The organism is Aestuariispira insulae, from assembly GCF_003385955.1.
Taxonomy (GTDB): Bacteria; Pseudomonadota; Alphaproteobacteria; order UBA8366; family Aestuariispiraceae; genus Aestuariispira; species Aestuariispira insulae.
The window spans coordinates 21,369-39,547 of record NZ_QRDW01000010.1; the positions used below are offsets into that span (position 1 = coordinate 21,369).

Genomic DNA, 18,179 nt, shown 5'->3' on the forward strand with positions numbered 1-18,179 from the left:
CCTGAGATGCCTTTCCCACATCGTTCAGTCATGATAATAGCCTCTCTTCCCGCGCCAATGTGAAGCGCAGGGACCACATGAATTTTCTGCCCTCCGGAGACACCCGCCTTGACCTTTCTTCGTGCTTCAAAATCACAAAATCTGACCGGTACCGTCACTGTCCCCGGAGACAAATCGATCTCGCACCGGTCCATCATGCTGGGCTCGATGGCCATTGGGCGCACAACGGTCAAGGGCCTTCTTGAAGGCGAAGACGTCCTCTCCACCGCGGCGGCCTTCCGCGCTATGGGCGCGACAATCGAAAAACATGAAGATGGCACCTGGACCGTGGACGGCGTCGGCATCGGCGGTCTGCAGGAACCGGATGATGTGCTGGACATGGGCAATTCCGGCACCTCGGCCCGGCTGATCCTCGGCATTCTGGCCGGTCATGACATCACCTGCTTCCTGACCGGGGACGATTCCTTGCGCAAGAGACCCATGGGCCGGGTAATCAACCCGCTCTCCGAAATGGGTGCGACTTTCGAGAGCCGGGCGGGCGGGCGCCTACCCCTGATGGTGCGGGGCGCGGCCGATGTTTTGCCGATCACCTATGAATTGCCCATGGCATCGGCCCAGGTGAAATCCGCTGTCCTGCTGGCCGGTTTGAGCGCCCGTGGCAAAACCACTGTGATAGAGAATAAGCCGACCCGGGATCACACCGAACGCATGCTGACCCATTTCGGCGGGGAAATCACCGTCGAACCGATCGAAGGCGGCGGCAATAAAATCACCGTCACCGGCCAACCGGAACTAACCGCGGCCGATCTGGTGGTGCCGAGCGACCCGTCTTCGGCCGCCTTCCCGGCGGTGGCGGCCGCCATCACGCCCGGTTCCGAGGTGGTGCTGCCGGCGATTGGCATGAACCCGACCCGGTCCGGCATTTTCCAAACCCTCAAGGATATGGGCGCCGACCTAACTCTTTCCAACGAGCGGATCGAAGGCGGCGAACCGGTTGCCGACATCACCATCCGCCACGCACAGCTCACCGGCATTGAAGTGCCGGAAGAGCGCGCGCCCTCCATGATTGATGAATATCCGGTTTTGGCCGTCGCCGCCGCACAGGCCAGCGGCAAGACCGTTATGCGCGGCATCGGCGAATTAAGGGTGAAGGAATCCGACCGCCTGGCAGTTGTCGCCGAAGGCCTGCGCGCCAACGGCATCACGGTGGAAGAAGGCGAGGATTGGATGATCGTCCATGGCACCGGCGGCAAGATCCCGGGCGGCGGCACTGTCACCACTCATCTGGATCACCGCATCTCCATGTCCTTCCTGGTCATGGGGTTGGTCTCCGAAAAACCGGTCACCATCGACGACGGCCAGCCGATCGAGACCAGTTTCCCCAATTTCCTGGAATTGATGACGGGTTTGGGCGCAGATATTGCGCCTCTTTGAGGCGAACCGAGCAACAAAGGACGAGAGACCATGATCATCGCCATCGACGGACCCGCCGCCAGCGGCAAGGGCACCCTTGCCCGCCGCCTTGCTGAGTATTTCGATTTTGCCTATCTGGATACGGGCAAGCTTTATCGCGCGGTCGGGCTCGGCGTCTTGCGCATCGGCGGTGATCCGGAAGACGAGGATCAGGCCCTGGATGTGGCACAGAACCTTGATCCGGCACAGCTGGATGACCCGGACCTGAAAGGCGATGATGCCGCACAGGCCGCTTCCAAGGTTGCCGCAATCCAGTCCGTGCGCGCCGCCCTTCTGGATTTCCAAAAGACCCTCGCAGCCCACCCGCCGGGCGGCAAGGCAGGGGCTATTCTCGATGGCCGCGATATCGGCACCGTGGTCTGCCCGGAAGCAGAAGCGAAGCTTTTTGTCACCGCCAGCGTGGAAGAACGGGCGAATCGGCGACACAAAGAGTTGCTAGATCGGGGAGAAACCTCTATATACGAGCGCGTTCTGGCAGATTTGAAGGAACGTGACGCAAGGGACAGCAGCCGGGCGGTTGCCCCGCTGAAACCCGCGGATGATGCCACTGTCATTGATACTTCGCAGATGAATGCTGACGAAGCCTTTGATAAAGCAGTAGAAATCATCCAACCGATCTATTCGGCAAGCGCACGGGATTAATTTTCAGAACGGAAACTCCTGGGAGTTTAAATGCCAGCGTCAGAGCCTCAACACGCTGACATCATGAATGAGGTGAGACCGCCGGAAACAACCGGACGGCCGGATAAAACTGAATATCGAAAGGTTTATTAACAATGACTGAGAGCTTTGCAGCCCTCCTTGAAGAGTCTCTGGGCGCGAATGACAGCCTGGAAGGCACAGTAGTAAAAGGCACCGTTATCTCCGTTGATAGCGACCATGCCCTGATCGACGTTGGCCTGAAAGCCGAAGGCCGCGTTGCACTGAAAGAATTTGCCCCCGCACCTGGCCAGCCGGCAGAACTGAAAGCCGGCGACACGGTTGAAGTCTACATCGAGCGCCTCGAAGACCGTAACGGCGAAGCGATGCTGTCCCGTGACAAAGCCAAGCGCGAAGAAGCCTGGAAACTGCTGGAAGAACAGTTCAACGCCAATGAGCGCGTTAACGGCGTTATCTTCGGCCGCGTCAAAGGTGGCTTCACCGTTGACCTCAACGGTGCCGTTGCCTTCCTGCCGGGTTCCCAGGTTGATATCCGCCCCGTGCGCGACATCACCCCGCTGATGGGTAACCCGCAGCCGTTCCAGATCCTGAAAATGGACCGCAGCCGCGGCAACATCGTTGTGTCCCGTCGTGCTGTTCTGGAAGAGACCCGCGCGGAACAGCGTGGCGAGTTGATCAAGAACCTGGAAGAAGGTCAGGTTCTCGAAGGCCTGGTCAAGAACATCACCGATTACGGTGCCTTCGTTGACCTGGGCGGCGTTGACGGCCTGCTGCACGTCACCGACATCTCCTGGAAGCGCATCAACCACCCGTCCGAAGCTCTCAACATTGGTGAGACCGTCAAGGTACAGGTTATCCGCTTCAACTCCGAAACCCAGCGTATCAGCCTCGGCATGAAACAGCTGGAAGCGGATCCGTGGGAAGGTGTTGACGCGAAATACCCGATCAACGGCAAGTTCACCGGCCGCGTCACCAACATCACCGATTACGGTGCCTTTGTTGAGCTGGAGCCGGGCATCGAAGGTCTGGTTCACGTGTCCGAAATGAGCTGGGTGAAGAAAAACATCCACCCGGGCAAAATCGTTTCCACCAGCCAGGAAGTCGACGTCATGGTTCTGGATGTGGACGCTTCCAAGCGCCGCATCTCCCTTGGCATCAAACAGTGCGCTGACAATCCGTGGGATTCCTTCATGGACAAATACCCGGTTGGCGCTGAAGTTGAAGGCGAGATCAAGAACATCACCGAATTCGGTCTGTTCATCGGCCTCACCGACGACATCGACGGCATGGTTCACATGTCCGACATCGATTGGGACCTGTCCGCGGAAGAAGCCCTGGCGAAATACGCCAAAGGTGACATCGTTAAAGCCAAGGTCCTGGATGTTGACGTTTCCAAAGAGCGCATCAGCCTCGGCATTAAACAGCTGAGCAGCGATCCGTTCGAAGAAGCCATGGACGGCATCAAGCGTGGTGCGATCGTAACCTGTACCGTGACCGAAGTGACCGAAAACGGCATCGAAGTATCCGTCAATGACGGTCTGACCGGCTTCATCCGCAAAGCAGAACTGAGCCGCGACCGCTCCGAACAGCGTCCGGACCGTTTTGCCCAGGGTGAAAAGGTTGACGCCAAAGTCACCGCCATCGACAAGGCCAGCCGCAAGCTGACCCTGTCCATCAAGGCATTCGAGACCGCAGAAGAGAAAGAAGCCATGGCGAACTATGGTTCCTCCGACTCCGGCGCGTCCCTCGGCGATATCCTTGGCAAGGCTCTCAAAGAGAAAGCCACTGACAAGGAATAAGGCTTAAGGAATATACCGCTGGATCCGGCCTCATGGGGCTTTGATCAGGCGGTTCCGGCCACGGGCCGGCAGCTGTTCCCAGCTGCCGGCCCGTTTCTTTTTCTGCCGCCAATTCCCAACCATCTGCGCTAACCTGCTGATCCGATTCTGAAATTTTCCCTCAAATCGCCCTTAAGCCCTTGACCTGAAACTATTGTAATGGCAAGCTTTTACGGCATCTAAGCATTCTAGGCAGCTAGGCCTAACGGGAATATGGCCCGGCAGATGCGAGAATTGGAGCGGGCGCCCTTTGGTGCCTTTTGGATCATTATCTGGGGGCTCGAAAATGACGCGTTCGGAACTGATTGCACGCATCGCACAGCAGAACCCGCATCTCTATCATCGCGATGTTGAGCGCATTGTCGCAACCATCTTTGAAGAGATCTCTTCCGCGCTGGCCGCTGGTGATCGTGTGGAACTGCGTGGGTTTGGTGCTTTTTCCGTAAAACATCGAGATGCACGCGTCGGCCGGAACCCGAGAACGGGCGAGTCCGTTTCCGTGGAAGCCAAAGCGGTACCGTTCTTCAAGACCGGGAAGCTTTTGCGCGAACGGTTGAATAAGTGAGCATGGCCCCTGTTCAGGGGCTCTTGTATTTTGTGGCATATCGTTTTCAGACTTAACAGTAGAACGCTTCACCCATGCGCCTGATCAATTGGCTTGTTGCACTGCCGGTGACCCTGCTGGCAATTTCCTTTGCCGCGTCCAATCTGGAACGGGTCGAATTCAAATTGTGGCCGTTGCCCATGACGTTCGATCCCCATCTGCCACTTTTTACTTTTTGCGTCTTGCTGATCGGATTCTTACTTGGGGCCGTAACGACCTGGGTGGGCGCCAGCAGGACCCGCAGCCGCGCCCGGCAGGCCGAACGCAAGAGCCAGCAGCAAGCGCGCGAAATCAATGATCTTGAGCGCAAGGTCAACGAAAATAAGCCAGACCAGGCCCTGCTCAAGCCTCAACAGGACAAAACCGTCCTGCCCCCTCAATAACAGCGTATGATGGGGCAGACCATTGGCTGAGATCGCAGCAGTCATTCCCTGTTATAAAGTCACCGATCAGGTCCTCGATGTCCTGGCGGCCATTCCCGACTGCTTCACCAGAATCTATTGTGTCGATGATGATTGCCCCGATCATAGCGGTGATCTGATCGAAAAAGAAAACCGGGATCCCCGGGTCGTGGTCCTGCGCAATGATCGCAACCTGGGTGTTGGTGGTGCCGTTAAACATGGCTATCGAAAAGCTCTGGAAGAGGGCGCAGAGATCATTCTGAAGATCGATGGTGACGGCCAGATGGATCCCAGGCTAGCCCATAAATTTATCGAGCCGATCCTCTCCGGTCGGGCCGACTATACTAAGGGCAACCGCTTCTTCGATCCCCATAATATCAAGGATATGCCCGCCATCCGCCTGTTTGGAAACGCGATCCTAAGCTTCATGAACAAGTTTTCCAGCGGCTATTGGCATGTATTTGATCCCAATAACGGCTATACCGCTATCCATGCAAAGGTTTTACGGCTGCTGCCGCTGGATAAACTCTCGGACCGCTATTTCTTTGAAACCGATATGCTGTTCCGCCTGAATACGGTGCGCGCCATGGTGCAGGATATCCCGATGGATGCGGTTTACGGCGACGAGATCAGCAATTTGAACATCCGCAAGGTCATAGGCAGCTTTTTCGGCGGCCATATCCGGAATTTCGGCAAGCGTGTGCTCTATAACTATTTCCTGCGGGACTTCCATGCCGCCTCGGCCCAGCTTGTCCTGGGCCTGCTTCTTTTCCCATTTGGCGTCGCCTACGGCACCATCCATTGGATCGAAGCCCTGGCCACCGGCCAGCTCACCCCCACCGGTATCATCATGGTCGCGGCCCTGCCGATCATCATCGGCGTGCAGATGCTGCTCTCAGTGCTTCAATTTGATGTTGAGAACACGCCAAAGACGGTGATTCACCCGCTTCTGTAGGTGACCCGTTGCGCTTCGATTCCAAGACCGACGCGCGCACCAACCCAGGCCAGCGGATGATCCCTGCGCAATTCGCTGACAAGCTCTTCAACGCCTGCAGCAACGGTCTCCAGACAGAACAAGAACAATCATCATCCGACAGTTCAATGGCCATTTTCACGGTCCCCGTGCCATAGCAGTCACAGCTTAGCTGAAAGGATTGAGGCTCCTCGGGCAGAGCAATCTCGAACCTGCAACGATCCCCCTCTGGAGACTGCGCTTAGTGCGCCTCGCGCCAATTGTCGGCGATTCCCCCATCCACCACCAACGGCACGGAAAGGTCATATACCGGCCTGGCTGCATTTTCCATGATGTCGCGCACCACCGGCACAACGGCTTCCGCCTTATCTTCCGGCGCCTCAAAGATCAATTCATCATGGACCTGCAGCAGCATTTTGACATCCGTCATCCCGGCCTTTTCCAAGGCTCCCGGAATACGGATCATGGCGCGTTTGATGATATCGGCCGCCGTCCCCTGGATCGGTGCGTTGATCGCCTGCCGTTCGGCATAATTGCGCTTCATCGGGTTCTTGTCATTGATCGAGCCCAGATGGATGCGCCGCCCAAACAGGGTTTCCACATATCCCTTGGCCCGACAGCCCTCGACCACATCATCCATAAAACGGCGGATACCTGAGAATCTCTCAAAATAAGCTTCGATAAAGGCTTTGGCATCGCCCCGGCTGACGCCCAGCTGGTTTGCCAGGCCAAAGGCGGAGATGCCATAGATGATGCCGAAATTCACCGCCTTGGCCTGGCGGCGCACAATCGGGTCCATGCCTTCAAGCGGCACGCCGAACACCTCTGACGCGGTCATGGCATGAATGTCGATATCGTTGCGGAAGGCTTCACGCATGGTTTCAAGCCCAGCGATCTCTGCCACCAGGCGCAGCTCGATCTGCGAATAATCCAGACTGATCAGCTTATGGCCGGGCTTGGCGATGAAGGCTTCGCGGATCTTGCGCCCTTCTTCCGTCCGGACCGGGATATTCTGCAGGTTCGGATCGGTTGAAGACAGCCGCCCGGTCTGTGCGCCGGTCATCATATAGCTGGTATGGACCCGTCCGGTTTCCGGATTGATGTCTTTAAGCAGCGCATCGGTATAGGTGGAACGCAGCTTGGACAGGGTCCGCCATTCCAGGATCTTGGCGACAATGGCGTGCTCATGGGCCAGCCCTTCCAGCACCTCGGCATTGGTGGAATAGCCGCCGGTCTTGGTTTTCTTGCCCCCCGGCAGCCCCAGATCCCCGAACAGCACCTCGCCCAGCTGCTTGGGGGAACCGACATTAAATTCCTTGCCGGCCATTTCGTGGATCTCGCCCTGCAGTTCCTCGATCCGTTTGGAGAAATCCTCGGACAGCTGTTTCAGCGTTGCCGGGTCCACCAAAATGCCTTCCCGCTCCATGGCGGAAAGCACCGGTGCCAGCGGCCGCTCTATGGTTTCATAAATGGTGGAGAGGCGTTCGGAAAGAAGCTCAGGCTTCAGTTTCTGCCAGAGGCGCAAGGTGATATCGGCATCTTCCGCCGCATAGTCACGGGCCTTGTCCAGATCCACATAATCAAAAGTGACCTGGGATTTCCCCTTACCCGCCACTTCTTCAAACTTGATCGGCTTGATATCGAGATGAAGCTCGGACAACTCGTCCATGCCATGGCCGTGGGAACCGCCTTCCAGCACGAAACTGATCAGCATGGTATCGTCGATGGGGGCCACATTGATCCCGTTACGGGCCAGAACGGTCATATCATATTTGATATTCTGCCCGATTTTCAAAACAGACGGATCTTCCAGCATGGGTTTCAGGATTTCAATCGCCCGGGCAAAAGGGATCTGTTCCGGCGCTTCTTCGCCACCCCCCAGCAAATCCCCCTGGGCCGCGGTCGATTTATGGGCCAGCGGGATATAGCAGGCCGTGCCTGCCTCCACGCATAAAGAAACCCCGACCAGCTCCGCCCGGTTCTGGTCGACGCTGGTGGTTTCCGTATCCACCGCCACGGTGCCCTTCAATGTCGCCTCACGGACCCAGCGGATCAGATCCTCTTCTTTCTGGACCAGCTGATAGTCGGTTTTTTCCGGCACCTTGGGCGCGCCATCCCCTGCATCCCCGTTCAAAGCTGCCTCTTCCGCCTCAAATTTTGCGATCAGGCGTTTGAACCCTTGCTCTTTCAGGAAGGTCAGCAATTTCCCATGATCGATCTCACGGCGTTCCAGCCCGGTCAGTGGCGTTTCAACCTCGATATCCTGGCGCAGGGTCACCAGCTCTTTGGATACGCGGGCCATATCCGCTTGGCCGGTCAGCCGTTCCCGGCGTTTGGGCTGTTTAATCTCACCCGCTCGCTCTAAAAGGGTTTCCAGATCACCATATTCATTGATCAACTGGGCTGCGGTCTTGATGCCGATCCCCTCGACACCCGGCACATTATCAGCCGTATCGCCTGCCAGCGCCTGGACGTCGACCACCCGTTCCGGGCCGACACCAAACTTCTCCCGCACCTCGTCCGGCCCGATGGTCTTATTCTTCATCGGGTCCCACATATTGATCCCGTCGCCGACCAGCTGCATCAGATCCTTATCGGAAGATACGATGGTCACTTCCGCTCCGGCTTCGCGGGCCTGCCTGGCATAGGTCGCAATCAGATCGTCTGCCTCGAACCCATCCATATCGATACCGGGCAGGTTGAAGGCTTCGACCGCCTCACGGATCAGGGGAAATTGCGGCACCAGATCCTCCGGTGCCGGCGGACGGTGGGATTTATAGTCAGGATAAATATCGTTACGGAAACTTTGCCGGGCCTTGTCAAAAATCACGCCGACATAATCCGCATCCGTTTCCTCCACCAGTTTGAACACCATGGTGCAAAAACCGAAAACCGCGTTGGTCGGCGTGCCATCCGGCCGGTTCATCGGCGGCAGGCCGAAGAAAGCGCGGAAAATATAGCTGGAGCCGTCAATAAGGTAGACGTGACGCGGTGCCGACATGGATTTGCAGCCTTGTTAGATCAGAGTGAAGGTCAGAAGGCGATCAGGCCCCGGATATACCGGGGCGCATTGATCAATGATAGCCGGGATCAATGATGGCCTGAGATTTTGGCCCCTTCCTTCAGCACGAAACGGCGGTCGCAATACTGGCATTCGACATAATTGGATTTGGCCGGATCGATGGTGAGGTATACGCGCGGGTGGCCCATGGCGCCGCCATCGCCATCACAGGCAATTTTCAGCGTTTCCACCTCAACGATTTCCGGGTTGTTATTGGCTTCAGCACCCATGATCTCATACTCTTCCATTGTTTAAAGCGATTTGCGCCCTATATAAACGCAAGGCCCGCAGTTCTTCTGCGGGTCGATCCCTTCTATTTAAACGCTTGGATGATAGATGTCAGCCCAGACCGACAATTTTTCTCACCCTGAATTTGCCATCGAGATCGAGGGGCTGTCCAAGACATATAAACCGAGCGGAAATGCTGAGCCCAAAGTGGCCCTTTCCAACGTGGATCTCAAAATCCCGCGCGGCAGCCTGTTTGGCCTGCTGGGACCCAATGGCGCCGGGAAATCCACCATGATTAACATTATGGCAGGCCTGGTGATCAAAACCGCCGGCACCGTCAAAATCTGGGATATGGATATTGATACGGATGGCCGAAATGCCAAAGCGGCCATCGGCATCGTGCCGCAGGAACTTAACATCGATCCTTTCTTCACCCCCCGTGAGGCACTGGAGATCCAGGCCGGCATGTATGGGGTGAAAAAGTCGGAACGCCAGACCGAAGAGATATTGAAAACCATTGGCCTTTGGGACAAGCGGGATTCCTATGCCCGGACCTTGTCGGGTGGGATGCGGCGGCGCATGCTGATCGGCAAGGCAATGGTCCATAACCCGCCGATCCTGGTGCTGGATGAACCAACCGCCGGTGTCGATATCGAACTGCGCCAGCAGCTCTGGGAAAATGTCGTCGAGCTGAACAAACGCGGCACCACTGTCCTGCTGACCACCCATTATCTGGAAGAGGCGGAAGAGCTGTGCGACCGGATCGCCATCATCAACCATGGCCAGGTGGTCGCCCATGATGAGAAAAAGCGTTTACTCGGTCGGCTGGATGCAAAAACGGTTAAGCTCAGTGTCAAGGAAAGTATGGACCGTGTGCCCGATACCCTGAAACATCTGGATCCGGCGATCAGCACCGACATGGACGGCCTGACCTGGCTGACCATTTCCTACCGCCCCTCCAACATCAATGCCGGCGACATTATCCAGGCGGTGAATGCCGCCAGCCTATCGATCCTGGACCTTACCACGGAAGAGACTGACCTGGAGGATATCTTCCTGCAGCTGACTTCTTCAAAGACTGGCGCAGTGGATAAACGAGACGAGCAGGCGGCATAACGGATTGCCCGGTCAAACCCAGCAATGGCAAAACCATCAAGTTATAGGGGTTGAGTGGTTATCCCCGGGTCTGCCCCGGGGATTTACCTAAAGACCTCAGTCCACGGTGCCGACATAGGGCAGATGACGGAATTTCTGTGCATAGTCGATCCCGTAACCGACCACGAACAAATCATCGATCTTGAAACCGACATAGTCGGCTTGGCTATCCACTTCACGTCGGCTGGGTTTATCCAGCAAAACACAGGTTGTAACTTTGGCGGCACCCCGCTCCAGGAACATATTTTTGGCAAAGGCCAGCGACCTGCCGGAATCGAGAATATCATCCAGAACCAGAAGATGCTTACCTTCCACATCGCTGGGAATGTTGCCGGAAACCAGCACCTCGCCGCTGCTCTCCTTTGAATTGCCGTAGGAAGAAAGACGCAGGAATTCGATCTGGGGTTCCATACCGGCCTTATCCAGCGCGCGATACATATCGGCAGTGAAAACAAACGCCCCTTTCAAAAGACCGATCACCAAAACATCATTTGGCAGGTCCCGGGCAATCTCAGCGGCCATCTCTTCAACGCGGGCATGAATGTCCGCTTCATCGATCAGTTTGGTCACCGTGGTCATGTTCGTGCGATCCTTCTCAATCCGGCAGTTATCTAAAATGATTTCCTTGTCCCGTGCCGTGTTGAAGCCTTGAGCAGGCATATCGCCTCTTTCACCGGGCGATCCGTTGGCCCGCGCAATGTGGCCAAAAACGACAGCAAAGGCAAGCACGCCCATCAATATAGCTTGCTATACTGATTTCCTTCCGGTATTTACATTCCATGCTATATAAATGAGGGGAAAGAAATGCCGAAAACCATCAAACTATTTCACATCCTGGGGCTGGTCCTGTTTTTTGGAACCGTGCCGGTTCACATTCTGCTGGGCCAAATCGCGCTCAGCTACTTCGAAAATGGAGATACCAGCCTTGCGGCCACCTATCGCATGATCCTGGTCCAAGTTATCCAGATGCTGACCCTGCCGGGCCTTGCCTTGTTATGGCTGAGCGGGCTGTTCTCGGTATTTCGGTCCAAAGGCAGAATACTTAGGCAGAAATGGATCCTCATGAAGCTGGCGCTCGTCTTTTTGGTAAGCGTGAACGGAGTGGTCATCCTGACATCACTCGCCAAAGAACTGGCCTTTCACTATGGCATGGCCGCCGCCACAGGGGAGATCGCGGAAGAAATCACAGCTCTAACCACCCAGGAAGATTTGTTTGGAACACTAAATTTGCTAATGATTTTGGCGATTTGCGCGCTTGCATGCTATAAGCCGGGACGGATAGGAAAAACCGCCACTATTAAGCATCCGGAACAAAAGGTTGAGCAAATTACCGCGACGTGAATCCTTCGGCTATCAGGTCAATCATCTGGGCCGGCTTTTTGCCAGGGCGCTGGACCGAAAGATCCAGCCCCTGGGCGTATCAACCGGACAGATGCCGACCCTGCTGGCGCTGTTCGAACAGGACGGCCTGAGCCAGAAAGAGTTGATTGCCAGGGTTCAGGTGGAACAGCCGACCCTGGCCAATACACTAAACCGTATGGAGCGGGATGGTTTGGTCCAGCGGGAGAGCGACGACCAGGACAAGCGCAGCAGCCGGTTTTTCCTGACCGAAAAGGCCAGGGATATTCAATCCCCGCTGATCGCGTCGGCGCGCGCCATCAACGCATTGGCCGTAACCGGTTTTGCGGAGCAGGAACAACAACAGCTGCTGGATCTGTTGACCCGCATGATCGGAAACCTTCAAACCGGCGGCCATACATGATTCGCGCAGTCTTTTTGCGCACAAGCTGCCTTCTCCTTCTTCTTTCCATCGTGGCCTGCGCACCGAGAGTGGAACCGGCTGGCCCGTCGATTCAATCGCCCGCTATGGCGGCGCAGAGCTTTGTGATGGCCGATGCGGCGGTACTTCCTTTCCAACGATGGGGGAATGAGTTGGCACCGCCCAAAGCCATCCTGCTCGCCCTGCATGGATTTAACGACTATTCCAATGCCTATGATGCCCCGGCAAAATACTGGGCGGCACAGGGTATCATGACCTATGCCTATGACCAGCGGGGCTTTGGACAAGCCCCCAATCGAGGGCTTTGGCCGGGCAGCGAGACCCTGCGCCGGGATTTGACCGAAATCGTCACACTGCTGCGCCATCGCCATCCGGGTATTCCATTGGTTCTGATCGGAGAAAGCATGGGCGGTGCTGTCTGCCTGACCGCCCTGACCAGCGATGACCCGCCGGACGTGGATCGGACAATCTTGAGCGCCCCCGCCGTTTGGGGCAAACAGGTTCTGCCATTATACATGAAGGCCCCTTTCTGGTTTTTCGCCCATACCATTCCTTGGCTGGAAGTGCGCCCGCGGGTTGATATCCAACCCTCGGACAATATTGAGATGCTCCGCGCGCTGGGGCGAGATCCCCTGATCATCAAACGTACCCGCATCGATGCCGCCTGGGGATTGCTAAACCTAATGACCGACGCCCATGATGCAGGCGCCAGGCTCGACAAACCAACGCTCATCCTGTTTGGCCTGAAAGAGGAATTAATCCCGGAACAAGCCCGTCAGGGGTTTTTAGCCAAGCTGCCGGCGAGCAATGGCAAAAGTTGGGCCTTACGCGAATATGAAGACGGGTATCATATGTTAATGCGTGATCTGAACGCTGAACCGGTTTGGCAGGATATTGCGGATTTTATCCTGGATGATACTGTCCAATCATCATTTGCAGACGGTTCCTAATATCCCGATACCGGAAGCGCGGGATCTTCTTGAAAATTTAAGGTAATTGTTAACCCTGTCGGATAAGAATGTTAGGTTGTCACCCCAGGTGATCTGAGGCGACCTATCTTTCCGAGGGGATGAATGACTGAACCGAAAGGGAAAATCACAACGGAACTACTGGCGCTGGTCGCGAAACATTCCAGCACCGCCGTGATTATTCTCGACAGGCAGGATCGGATCCTCTGGGCCAATGATGCCTATGAGAAGCTGACCGGTTGGCCGGTTCATGAAATCACCGGCAAAGCGCCTTACGAGTTTCTCAATGCCGAGGGTACGGATCCTGAAGCAATCAAACGCCTGGCAAATGCCGTTCGAGATGGCACAGCGGCTTACGAAACCATCCGGAACAAACATCGGGACGGGCACGCCTTTTGGATGCGGATCGAAAAAGAACCGGTTACGGATGAAACCGGCTTTGTTACCCATTTCATCTCTATCGAGCGCGACGTTACCGATGTCATGGAACAGCGCAATGCGCTGGCCCATAGTGAGCGGATCCTCAAAGATGCCATAGAAGCCCTGGCGGACGGGTTTGTGATTTACGACGCGGATGACCGCCTTGTGGTCTGCAATGAACGCTATCGCGAAATCTATCAGACTTCTGCGGATCTGATGGTTGAGGGCGCCTATTTTCCCGACATCATCCGGGAAGGGGTCCGACGCGGCCAATATCAGGATTTCACCGATGAAGCAGAGGCGGAGGAGTGGATTAAAGAGCGGCTGGACCGGCATAACAATCCTAGCAACGAACCGGTTGAATATGAAACAGATGACGGGCGCTGGATCCAGATCCGGGAATGCAAAACCGACAATGGCGAAATAGTCGGAATCCGGACCGATGTCACCCAATTAAAACAGGCGCAGCTGGATGCGGAGGCCAGCAGCAAGGCCAAATCGGATTTCCTGGCCCATATGAGCCATGAACTGCGCTCGCCGCTCAATGCCATACTGGGCTATGCGGAACTGACGCTCAATCCAGAGATTGCAGGTTCTTTGCCCGCAGAAGCACGGCATTATGTGGAAACCATTCAGAAATCCGGCCAGCATCTGATGGGCCTGATCGGGGACATCCTGGATCTCTCCAAGATTGAGGCCGGACAACTCAGTCTGGAACGAGTACCGTTTGACCTGCGCCATATGATGGAAGAACTGGTCAGCATGATGACCCTGCCCGCGCGGGAAAACAACAACCGCCTGGAATTGGAAATGCCTGACGATCTGAACTATTGGATCACCGGCGACCCGGTACGCGTTCGCCAGATTGTCATGAATTACATTTCCAATGCCGTCAAATTCACCCGGGATGGGCTGATCCGGGTTTGCCTGAAATGCATAGAGGAAAGCCGCAAGGAAGTCCTTCTGAGATTTTCCGTCATCGATAACGGCATTGGCATCCCGCCGGAAAAGCAGGCCCAGCTGTTCGATGCTTTCATCCAGGCTGATGGCTCCACCACCCGGGAATATGGCGGCACCGGGCTTGGCCTGGCGATTAACCGGAAACTGGCTGAGGCCATGTCCGGCACTGTAGGCCTAGATAGCCGAGAACATGAAGGCAGCAGTTTTCATTTCGAGGCCCGTTTCCGCAAGGCACGCCAGCCGGTCCGCAAGGCTGACGGCAAGGGATTGGCCAATTTGCCCTCCATGCGGCTGCTGCTGGTGGAGGATATCGAAATCAACCGGGAGATGGCCAAACGGATGCTGGAGCATCAGGGCCATGTCATCACCCCGGCCGGAAACGGCCTGGAAGCGGTCCAGGCAGTGCGCGAAAATGATTTTGACGCGGTTCTGATGGATATTCATATGCCGATGATGGACGGCATCGAAGCCACCAACCGGATCAGAATGCTGGATGATCCTGCCCGGCGGGCGGTGCCGATCATTGCGCTGACGGCGGATATCGCGGCATCAAACCTTGAGGAATATCTGAAGGCCGGTATGAATGACTGCTGTTCCAAACCAGTGGACCTGAAAAACCTGTCACAGGTGCTGCAAAAATATGCGCCAGTACCCGGCATGGCCGCCACGACCTTCATTAAAGCCGATATCCCACCCCCCAAACCCGCCAGTGCGGGCAACCCGAACCTGCTGGACCGGAGCCGCCTGCTGGAGGTATTGCGCCATATTCCCGATTGTCTGGCCCTGTTCGAGAGCCAGTCGGAAAAGAATATCTCCGCCTTCAAGCTGGATCTGGCCAATTTTGAAATGGGAAAACTGAGGGCTCATGCCCATGCGCTCAAAGGGTCGTCACTGAACCTGGGATTCAAGGCCATGTCGGGCTGTTGTGCGGAGATTGAAACCATGCTGAAGGATGAGAACCAATCGGCCGCCGTTCTTGAAGAACGGATCCGGGAGTTGGAAACCCTTGCCCAGGCGACACTGGCTGCGGCCCGCAAGACGGCTGATGAAAATCATAACCCTTAAGGACCTTTCAGCCCCGGCGGGGTGATTTTCTTTTGACGCGCAAGGGGATATCTGCAAAATATAAGGAACTGCTGATTCAGCAATAGAACGTTCATGGCGCGACCGTTGTAGCGGGCGTCTGGTTGACCAAACGAGGAACCGATGATCAAGAAACTCCTGCCTGCCGGCGGCATTTTGCTGGCGCTTTCCTCTCCGGCTTATGCCCATCTCAATCCTGCGGAACACGGTTCTTTCATGGCTGGTGCCACCCATCCGCTGTTCGGCCTGGACCATCTTCTGGTCATGGTAGCCGTCGGTCTTTGGGCCGCCCAGGAAGGCCGGAAAGCGATCGTTGCGCTGCCGGCAAGCTTTGTCGCCATGATGCTTTTAGGATTCGGCCTGGCCTTGACCGGCATGGCCCTGCCTTATGTTGAACCGGTCATCCTGTCATCCGTGGTCGGCCTGGGCCTGCTGGTTGCTCTGGCAATTCGTCTGCCGATCGGTGCCTGCATGATGATTGTTGGTACCTTCGCCCTGTTCCACGGCCATGCCCATGGCGGCGAGATCGGTTCTGCCGGTGCCCTGGCCTATGGGGCCGGATTTGCGCTGGCCACTGCCCTGCTGCATGGCTGCGGAATTGTCATCGGCCGTTATGCACGGGCAAGCCGGAATTCCGAAAGCCCGCTTCACCAGATGATCAGCCGTGCGCTGGGCGGTTTGACCGTTTTGGCCGGGGCGGCTTTGATCCTCGGCTGATCAGGCGAACCTGATTATTTGAAAGAGCGGGCCTATTGGCCCGCTTTTTTATTGGCGACTGGCTGACGGATTTTTGTGGCTTTGCTCCTGGTATGGCGATTAACCTGACCAAAGAGTCAGAACAATATCAACTTACAGGGATACATCACCCATGCCCAAGGCCTATTGGATCGCCCATGTCACGGTCACAGACCCGGATCAATATAAGCTCTATGCCGATGCCGCACCCAACGCATTCAAGAAATACAATGCCCGCATCCTAGCGCGCGGCGGCACCCATGAACATCTGGAAGGCGAAGGCCGCCCCCGCAATGTGGTGATCGAATTCAACAGCCAGCAAGATGCCCTGGATTGTTACCATTCCGAGGAATATCAGGCGGCAAAGGCCCATCGCAAAAACGCCGGGATCGCCGACATCGTCATCGTTGAAGGTGTTTGATCCCATTCTATCCACAGTGTAGCCTCCGGCCATCACCCATTGCCGGAGGATCTCATGACCATCACCGCCCTTTATGCCAGTTTGTTTGCCCTCATCTTCTTTGCGCTCTCGGTGCGGGTGATCACAGTGCGCCATGCGACCAGGATCGGGGTTGGTGACGGCGGTGACAATCTGTTGAAACGGCGCATGCGCGCCCAAGCCAATTGCGCGGAGTATGGCCCCCTCATCCTAATCCTGATGGGGCTTTCCGAACATTTGACCGTTTCCGCCTGGGCGCTTCACGGCCTGGGGATTGCCTTCCTGGCGGGACGCGCATTGCATGGTTTCAACATTGCCCGCGATCGGGAGGTCATCCGGCTGCGTATCTTTGCCATGGGCCTGACCTTCACCGCCCTTCTTGGCTTCAGCCTGCTCAATCTGATCCAATTGGCGCGCGTTTGGATCTGAACCAGTTGCCGCGGCTGTTGATCAGCATCACCCCGATGAGGGCGGCGGCTAGGCCGATGCCCTGTTCGGCGGTGATGGTCTCGCCAAGAAACAGCATACCCAGGACCACCCCGACACCAGCGCGCAGATAGGCCTGGCTGGCAACCCCCAAGGGTCCCAGCGTATGGACAAGCCGGTAATAGATCAGCAATGCCACGCCTGTGCAGCCGATCGAGAGAAAACCCGCAGCCGCCATCGCCCCCAAAGAAGGGGAAAGTGTCCAGGGACGTTCCAAAATCAGGCTGGCCGGGACCAGAGCAATGGTTGCCCAGATCATGACCCCTGCCGCCGAAACCGCGCTTGGCAAATGGGAAAGACGCCGACCATAGAGCGCGGCACAGCCATAGAGCGCCGCGCCGCCCAAAATAGCCAGCTGGGCCCAAACCTGTTCACCAAGCCCATTCAGGGCGCCGAACCCGACAATCAGCGCAACCCCCGCCAATCCCAGCGCCGCGCCCAGGATTTTCCGGATGGCGGGGCGGTCGGATAGCGCAAGCATGCTGCCGATCAGGACAACAAAGATGGGCGAAGTGGAATTGAGCACGCTGGCCAAGGCACTGTCCACATATTGCTGGCCCCAGACCAGCAACAGCCAGGCCCCGATGCTGTTAAAAAAGGATTGCAGCAGCAAACGCGCCCAGTCCCGGCGGTCTCTGGGCAGGCGCAGCCCCCGGAGAAAGAGGACAATCAAAAGAAAACAGGCCGCACCCGACACCCGGACCGCCACCAAGGTGACCGGCGGGATTTCATCAACCGCCAAACCAATGAAGAGGTAGGAAGACCCCCATAACAAAGCCAGCAGCCCAAGCAGGCCATATTCCAGTTTATGATCGGTCATTGCTTTCATTTCCGTCCTGTCATCAACATTATCTGGCCGAATTCCTACTTCCGATCATCGGACAAATGCTTCGATCCCGGTCGAAGCACCATTGG

The 18,179-nt window shown here is 56.4% G+C and carries 19 protein-coding genes; 14 read left to right on the plus strand and 5 right to left on the minus strand.

The features are described 5' to 3' along the window. Window positions 1–108: 108 nt before the first annotated feature. From aroA to DFP90_RS18205, 6 genes are all read left to right on the plus strand, one after another. Window positions 109–1,434, plus strand: a complete 1,326-nt coding sequence (aroA, locus tag DFP90_RS18180) for a 3-phosphoshikimate 1-carboxyvinyltransferase (RefSeq protein ID WP_115938038.1) — start codon at window positions 109–111, stop codon at window positions 1,432–1,434. Window positions 1,435–1,464: 30 nt separating this feature from the next. Then, window positions 1,465–2,115 (plus strand): (d)CMP kinase, encoded by a 651-nt coding sequence (cmk, locus tag DFP90_RS18185; protein ID WP_115938040.1) that lies wholly within the window; start codon window positions 1,465–1,467, stop codon window positions 2,113–2,115. 134 nt (window positions 2,116–2,249) lie between these two features. Continuing rightward, window positions 2,250–3,932, plus strand: a complete 1,683-nt coding sequence (rpsA, locus tag DFP90_RS18190; protein ID WP_115938042.1) for a 30S ribosomal protein S1 — start codon at window positions 2,250–2,252, stop codon at window positions 3,930–3,932. Window positions 3,933–4,257: 325 nt separating this feature from the next. Further along, window positions 4,258–4,536 (plus strand): integration host factor subunit beta, encoded by a 279-nt coding sequence (gene ihfB, locus DFP90_RS18195; RefSeq protein WP_115938044.1) that lies wholly within the window; start codon window positions 4,258–4,260, stop codon window positions 4,534–4,536. A 74-nt stretch (window positions 4,537–4,610) separates the two neighbouring features. Further along, window positions 4,611–4,958 (plus strand): LapA family protein, encoded by a 348-nt coding sequence (locus DFP90_RS18200; protein WP_115938046.1) that lies wholly within the window; start codon window positions 4,611–4,613, stop codon window positions 4,956–4,958. Between the two features lie 22 nt (window positions 4,959–4,980). Beyond that, window positions 4,981–5,931, plus strand: coding sequence for a glycosyltransferase family 2 protein (locus tag DFP90_RS18205; RefSeq protein WP_115938048.1), 951 nt, complete (start codon window positions 4,981–4,983; stop codon window positions 5,929–5,931). On the opposite strand, the gene DFP90_RS22955 is transcribed toward DFP90_RS18205, so the two are convergent. The 3 genes from DFP90_RS22955 to DFP90_RS18215 form a co-directional block, all read right to left on the minus strand. Then, entirely contained in the window at window positions 5,916–6,059 is a 144-nt protein-coding gene (locus tag DFP90_RS22955) for a hypothetical protein (protein WP_181905441.1), read from the minus strand. The genes DFP90_RS18205 and DFP90_RS22955 overlap by 16 nt on opposite strands. 131 nt (window positions 6,060–6,190) lie before the next feature. Next, on the minus strand, window positions 6,191–8,950 hold the full coding sequence (polA, locus tag DFP90_RS18210; protein ID WP_115938050.1) for a DNA polymerase I: 2,760 nt from the start codon (window positions 8,948–8,950) through the stop codon (window positions 6,191–6,193). A gap of 89 nt (window positions 8,951–9,039) precedes the next feature. Continuing rightward, a complete protein-coding gene (locus DFP90_RS18215; RefSeq protein ID WP_115938265.1) occupies window positions 9,040–9,240 on the minus strand; it encodes a zinc-finger domain-containing protein in 201 nt (66 codons plus the stop codon). Window positions 9,241–9,346: 106 nt separating this feature from the next. Between DFP90_RS18215 and DFP90_RS18220 the strand changes: the two genes are divergently transcribed. Then, window positions 9,347–10,354: an ABC transporter ATP-binding protein gene (locus tag DFP90_RS18220; RefSeq protein ID WP_115938052.1), complete on the plus strand. Its 1,008-nt coding sequence runs from the start codon at window positions 9,347–9,349 to the stop codon at window positions 10,352–10,354. A 96-nt stretch (window positions 10,355–10,450) separates the two neighbouring features. On the opposite strand, the gene hpt is transcribed toward DFP90_RS18220, so the two are convergent. Continuing rightward, on the minus strand, window positions 10,451–10,972 hold the full coding sequence (hpt, locus tag DFP90_RS18225; RefSeq protein ID WP_115938267.1) for a hypoxanthine phosphoribosyltransferase: 522 nt from the start codon (window positions 10,970–10,972) through the stop codon (window positions 10,451–10,453). A gap of 225 nt (window positions 10,973–11,197) precedes the next feature. Here hpt and DFP90_RS18230 point away from each other — a divergent pair, with 225 nt between their 5' ends. The 7 genes from DFP90_RS18230 (at window position 11,198) to DFP90_RS18260 (ending at window position 17,207) form a co-directional block, all read left to right on the plus strand. Continuing rightward, entirely contained in the window at window positions 11,198–11,734 is a 537-nt protein-coding gene (locus DFP90_RS18230; protein WP_115938054.1) for a DUF2269 family protein, read from the plus strand. After that, window positions 11,712–12,155, plus strand: a complete 444-nt coding sequence (locus tag DFP90_RS18235; protein ID WP_115938056.1) for a MarR family winged helix-turn-helix transcriptional regulator — start codon at window positions 11,712–11,714, stop codon at window positions 12,153–12,155. The genes DFP90_RS18230 and DFP90_RS18235 overlap by 23 nt, the downstream gene beginning before the upstream one ends. Next, entirely contained in the window at window positions 12,152–13,123 is a 972-nt protein-coding gene (locus DFP90_RS18240) for an alpha/beta hydrolase (RefSeq protein WP_115938058.1), read from the plus strand. The genes DFP90_RS18235 and DFP90_RS18240 overlap by 4 nt, the downstream gene beginning before the upstream one ends. A 123-nt stretch (window positions 13,124–13,246) precedes the next feature. After that, window positions 13,247–15,586 carry a PAS-domain containing protein gene (locus DFP90_RS18245; RefSeq protein ID WP_115938060.1) on the plus strand — a complete coding sequence of 780 codons (2,340 nt, stop codon included), beginning with the start codon at window positions 13,247–13,249 and terminating at the stop codon, window positions 15,584–15,586. Window positions 15,587–15,727: 141 nt separating this feature from the next. Further along, a complete protein-coding gene (locus tag DFP90_RS18250) occupies window positions 15,728–16,321 on the plus strand; it encodes a HupE/UreJ family protein (RefSeq protein ID WP_115938062.1) in 594 nt (197 codons plus the stop codon). Window positions 16,322–16,472: 151 nt separating this feature from the next. Next, on the plus strand, window positions 16,473–16,760 hold the full coding sequence (locus DFP90_RS18255; protein WP_115938064.1) for a DUF1330 domain-containing protein: 288 nt from the start codon (window positions 16,473–16,475) through the stop codon (window positions 16,758–16,760). Between the two features lie 54 nt (window positions 16,761–16,814). Further along, window positions 16,815–17,207, plus strand: a complete 393-nt coding sequence (locus DFP90_RS18260; protein ID WP_115938066.1) for an MAPEG family protein — start codon at window positions 16,815–16,817, stop codon at window positions 17,205–17,207. Here the strand turns inward: DFP90_RS18260 and DFP90_RS18265 are convergent. After that, window positions 17,173–18,084, minus strand: a complete 912-nt coding sequence (locus DFP90_RS18265) for a DMT family transporter (RefSeq protein ID WP_115938270.1) — start codon at window positions 18,082–18,084, stop codon at window positions 17,173–17,175. The genes DFP90_RS18260 and DFP90_RS18265 overlap by 35 nt on opposite strands. Between the last annotated feature and the right edge of the window lie 95 nt (window positions 18,085–18,179).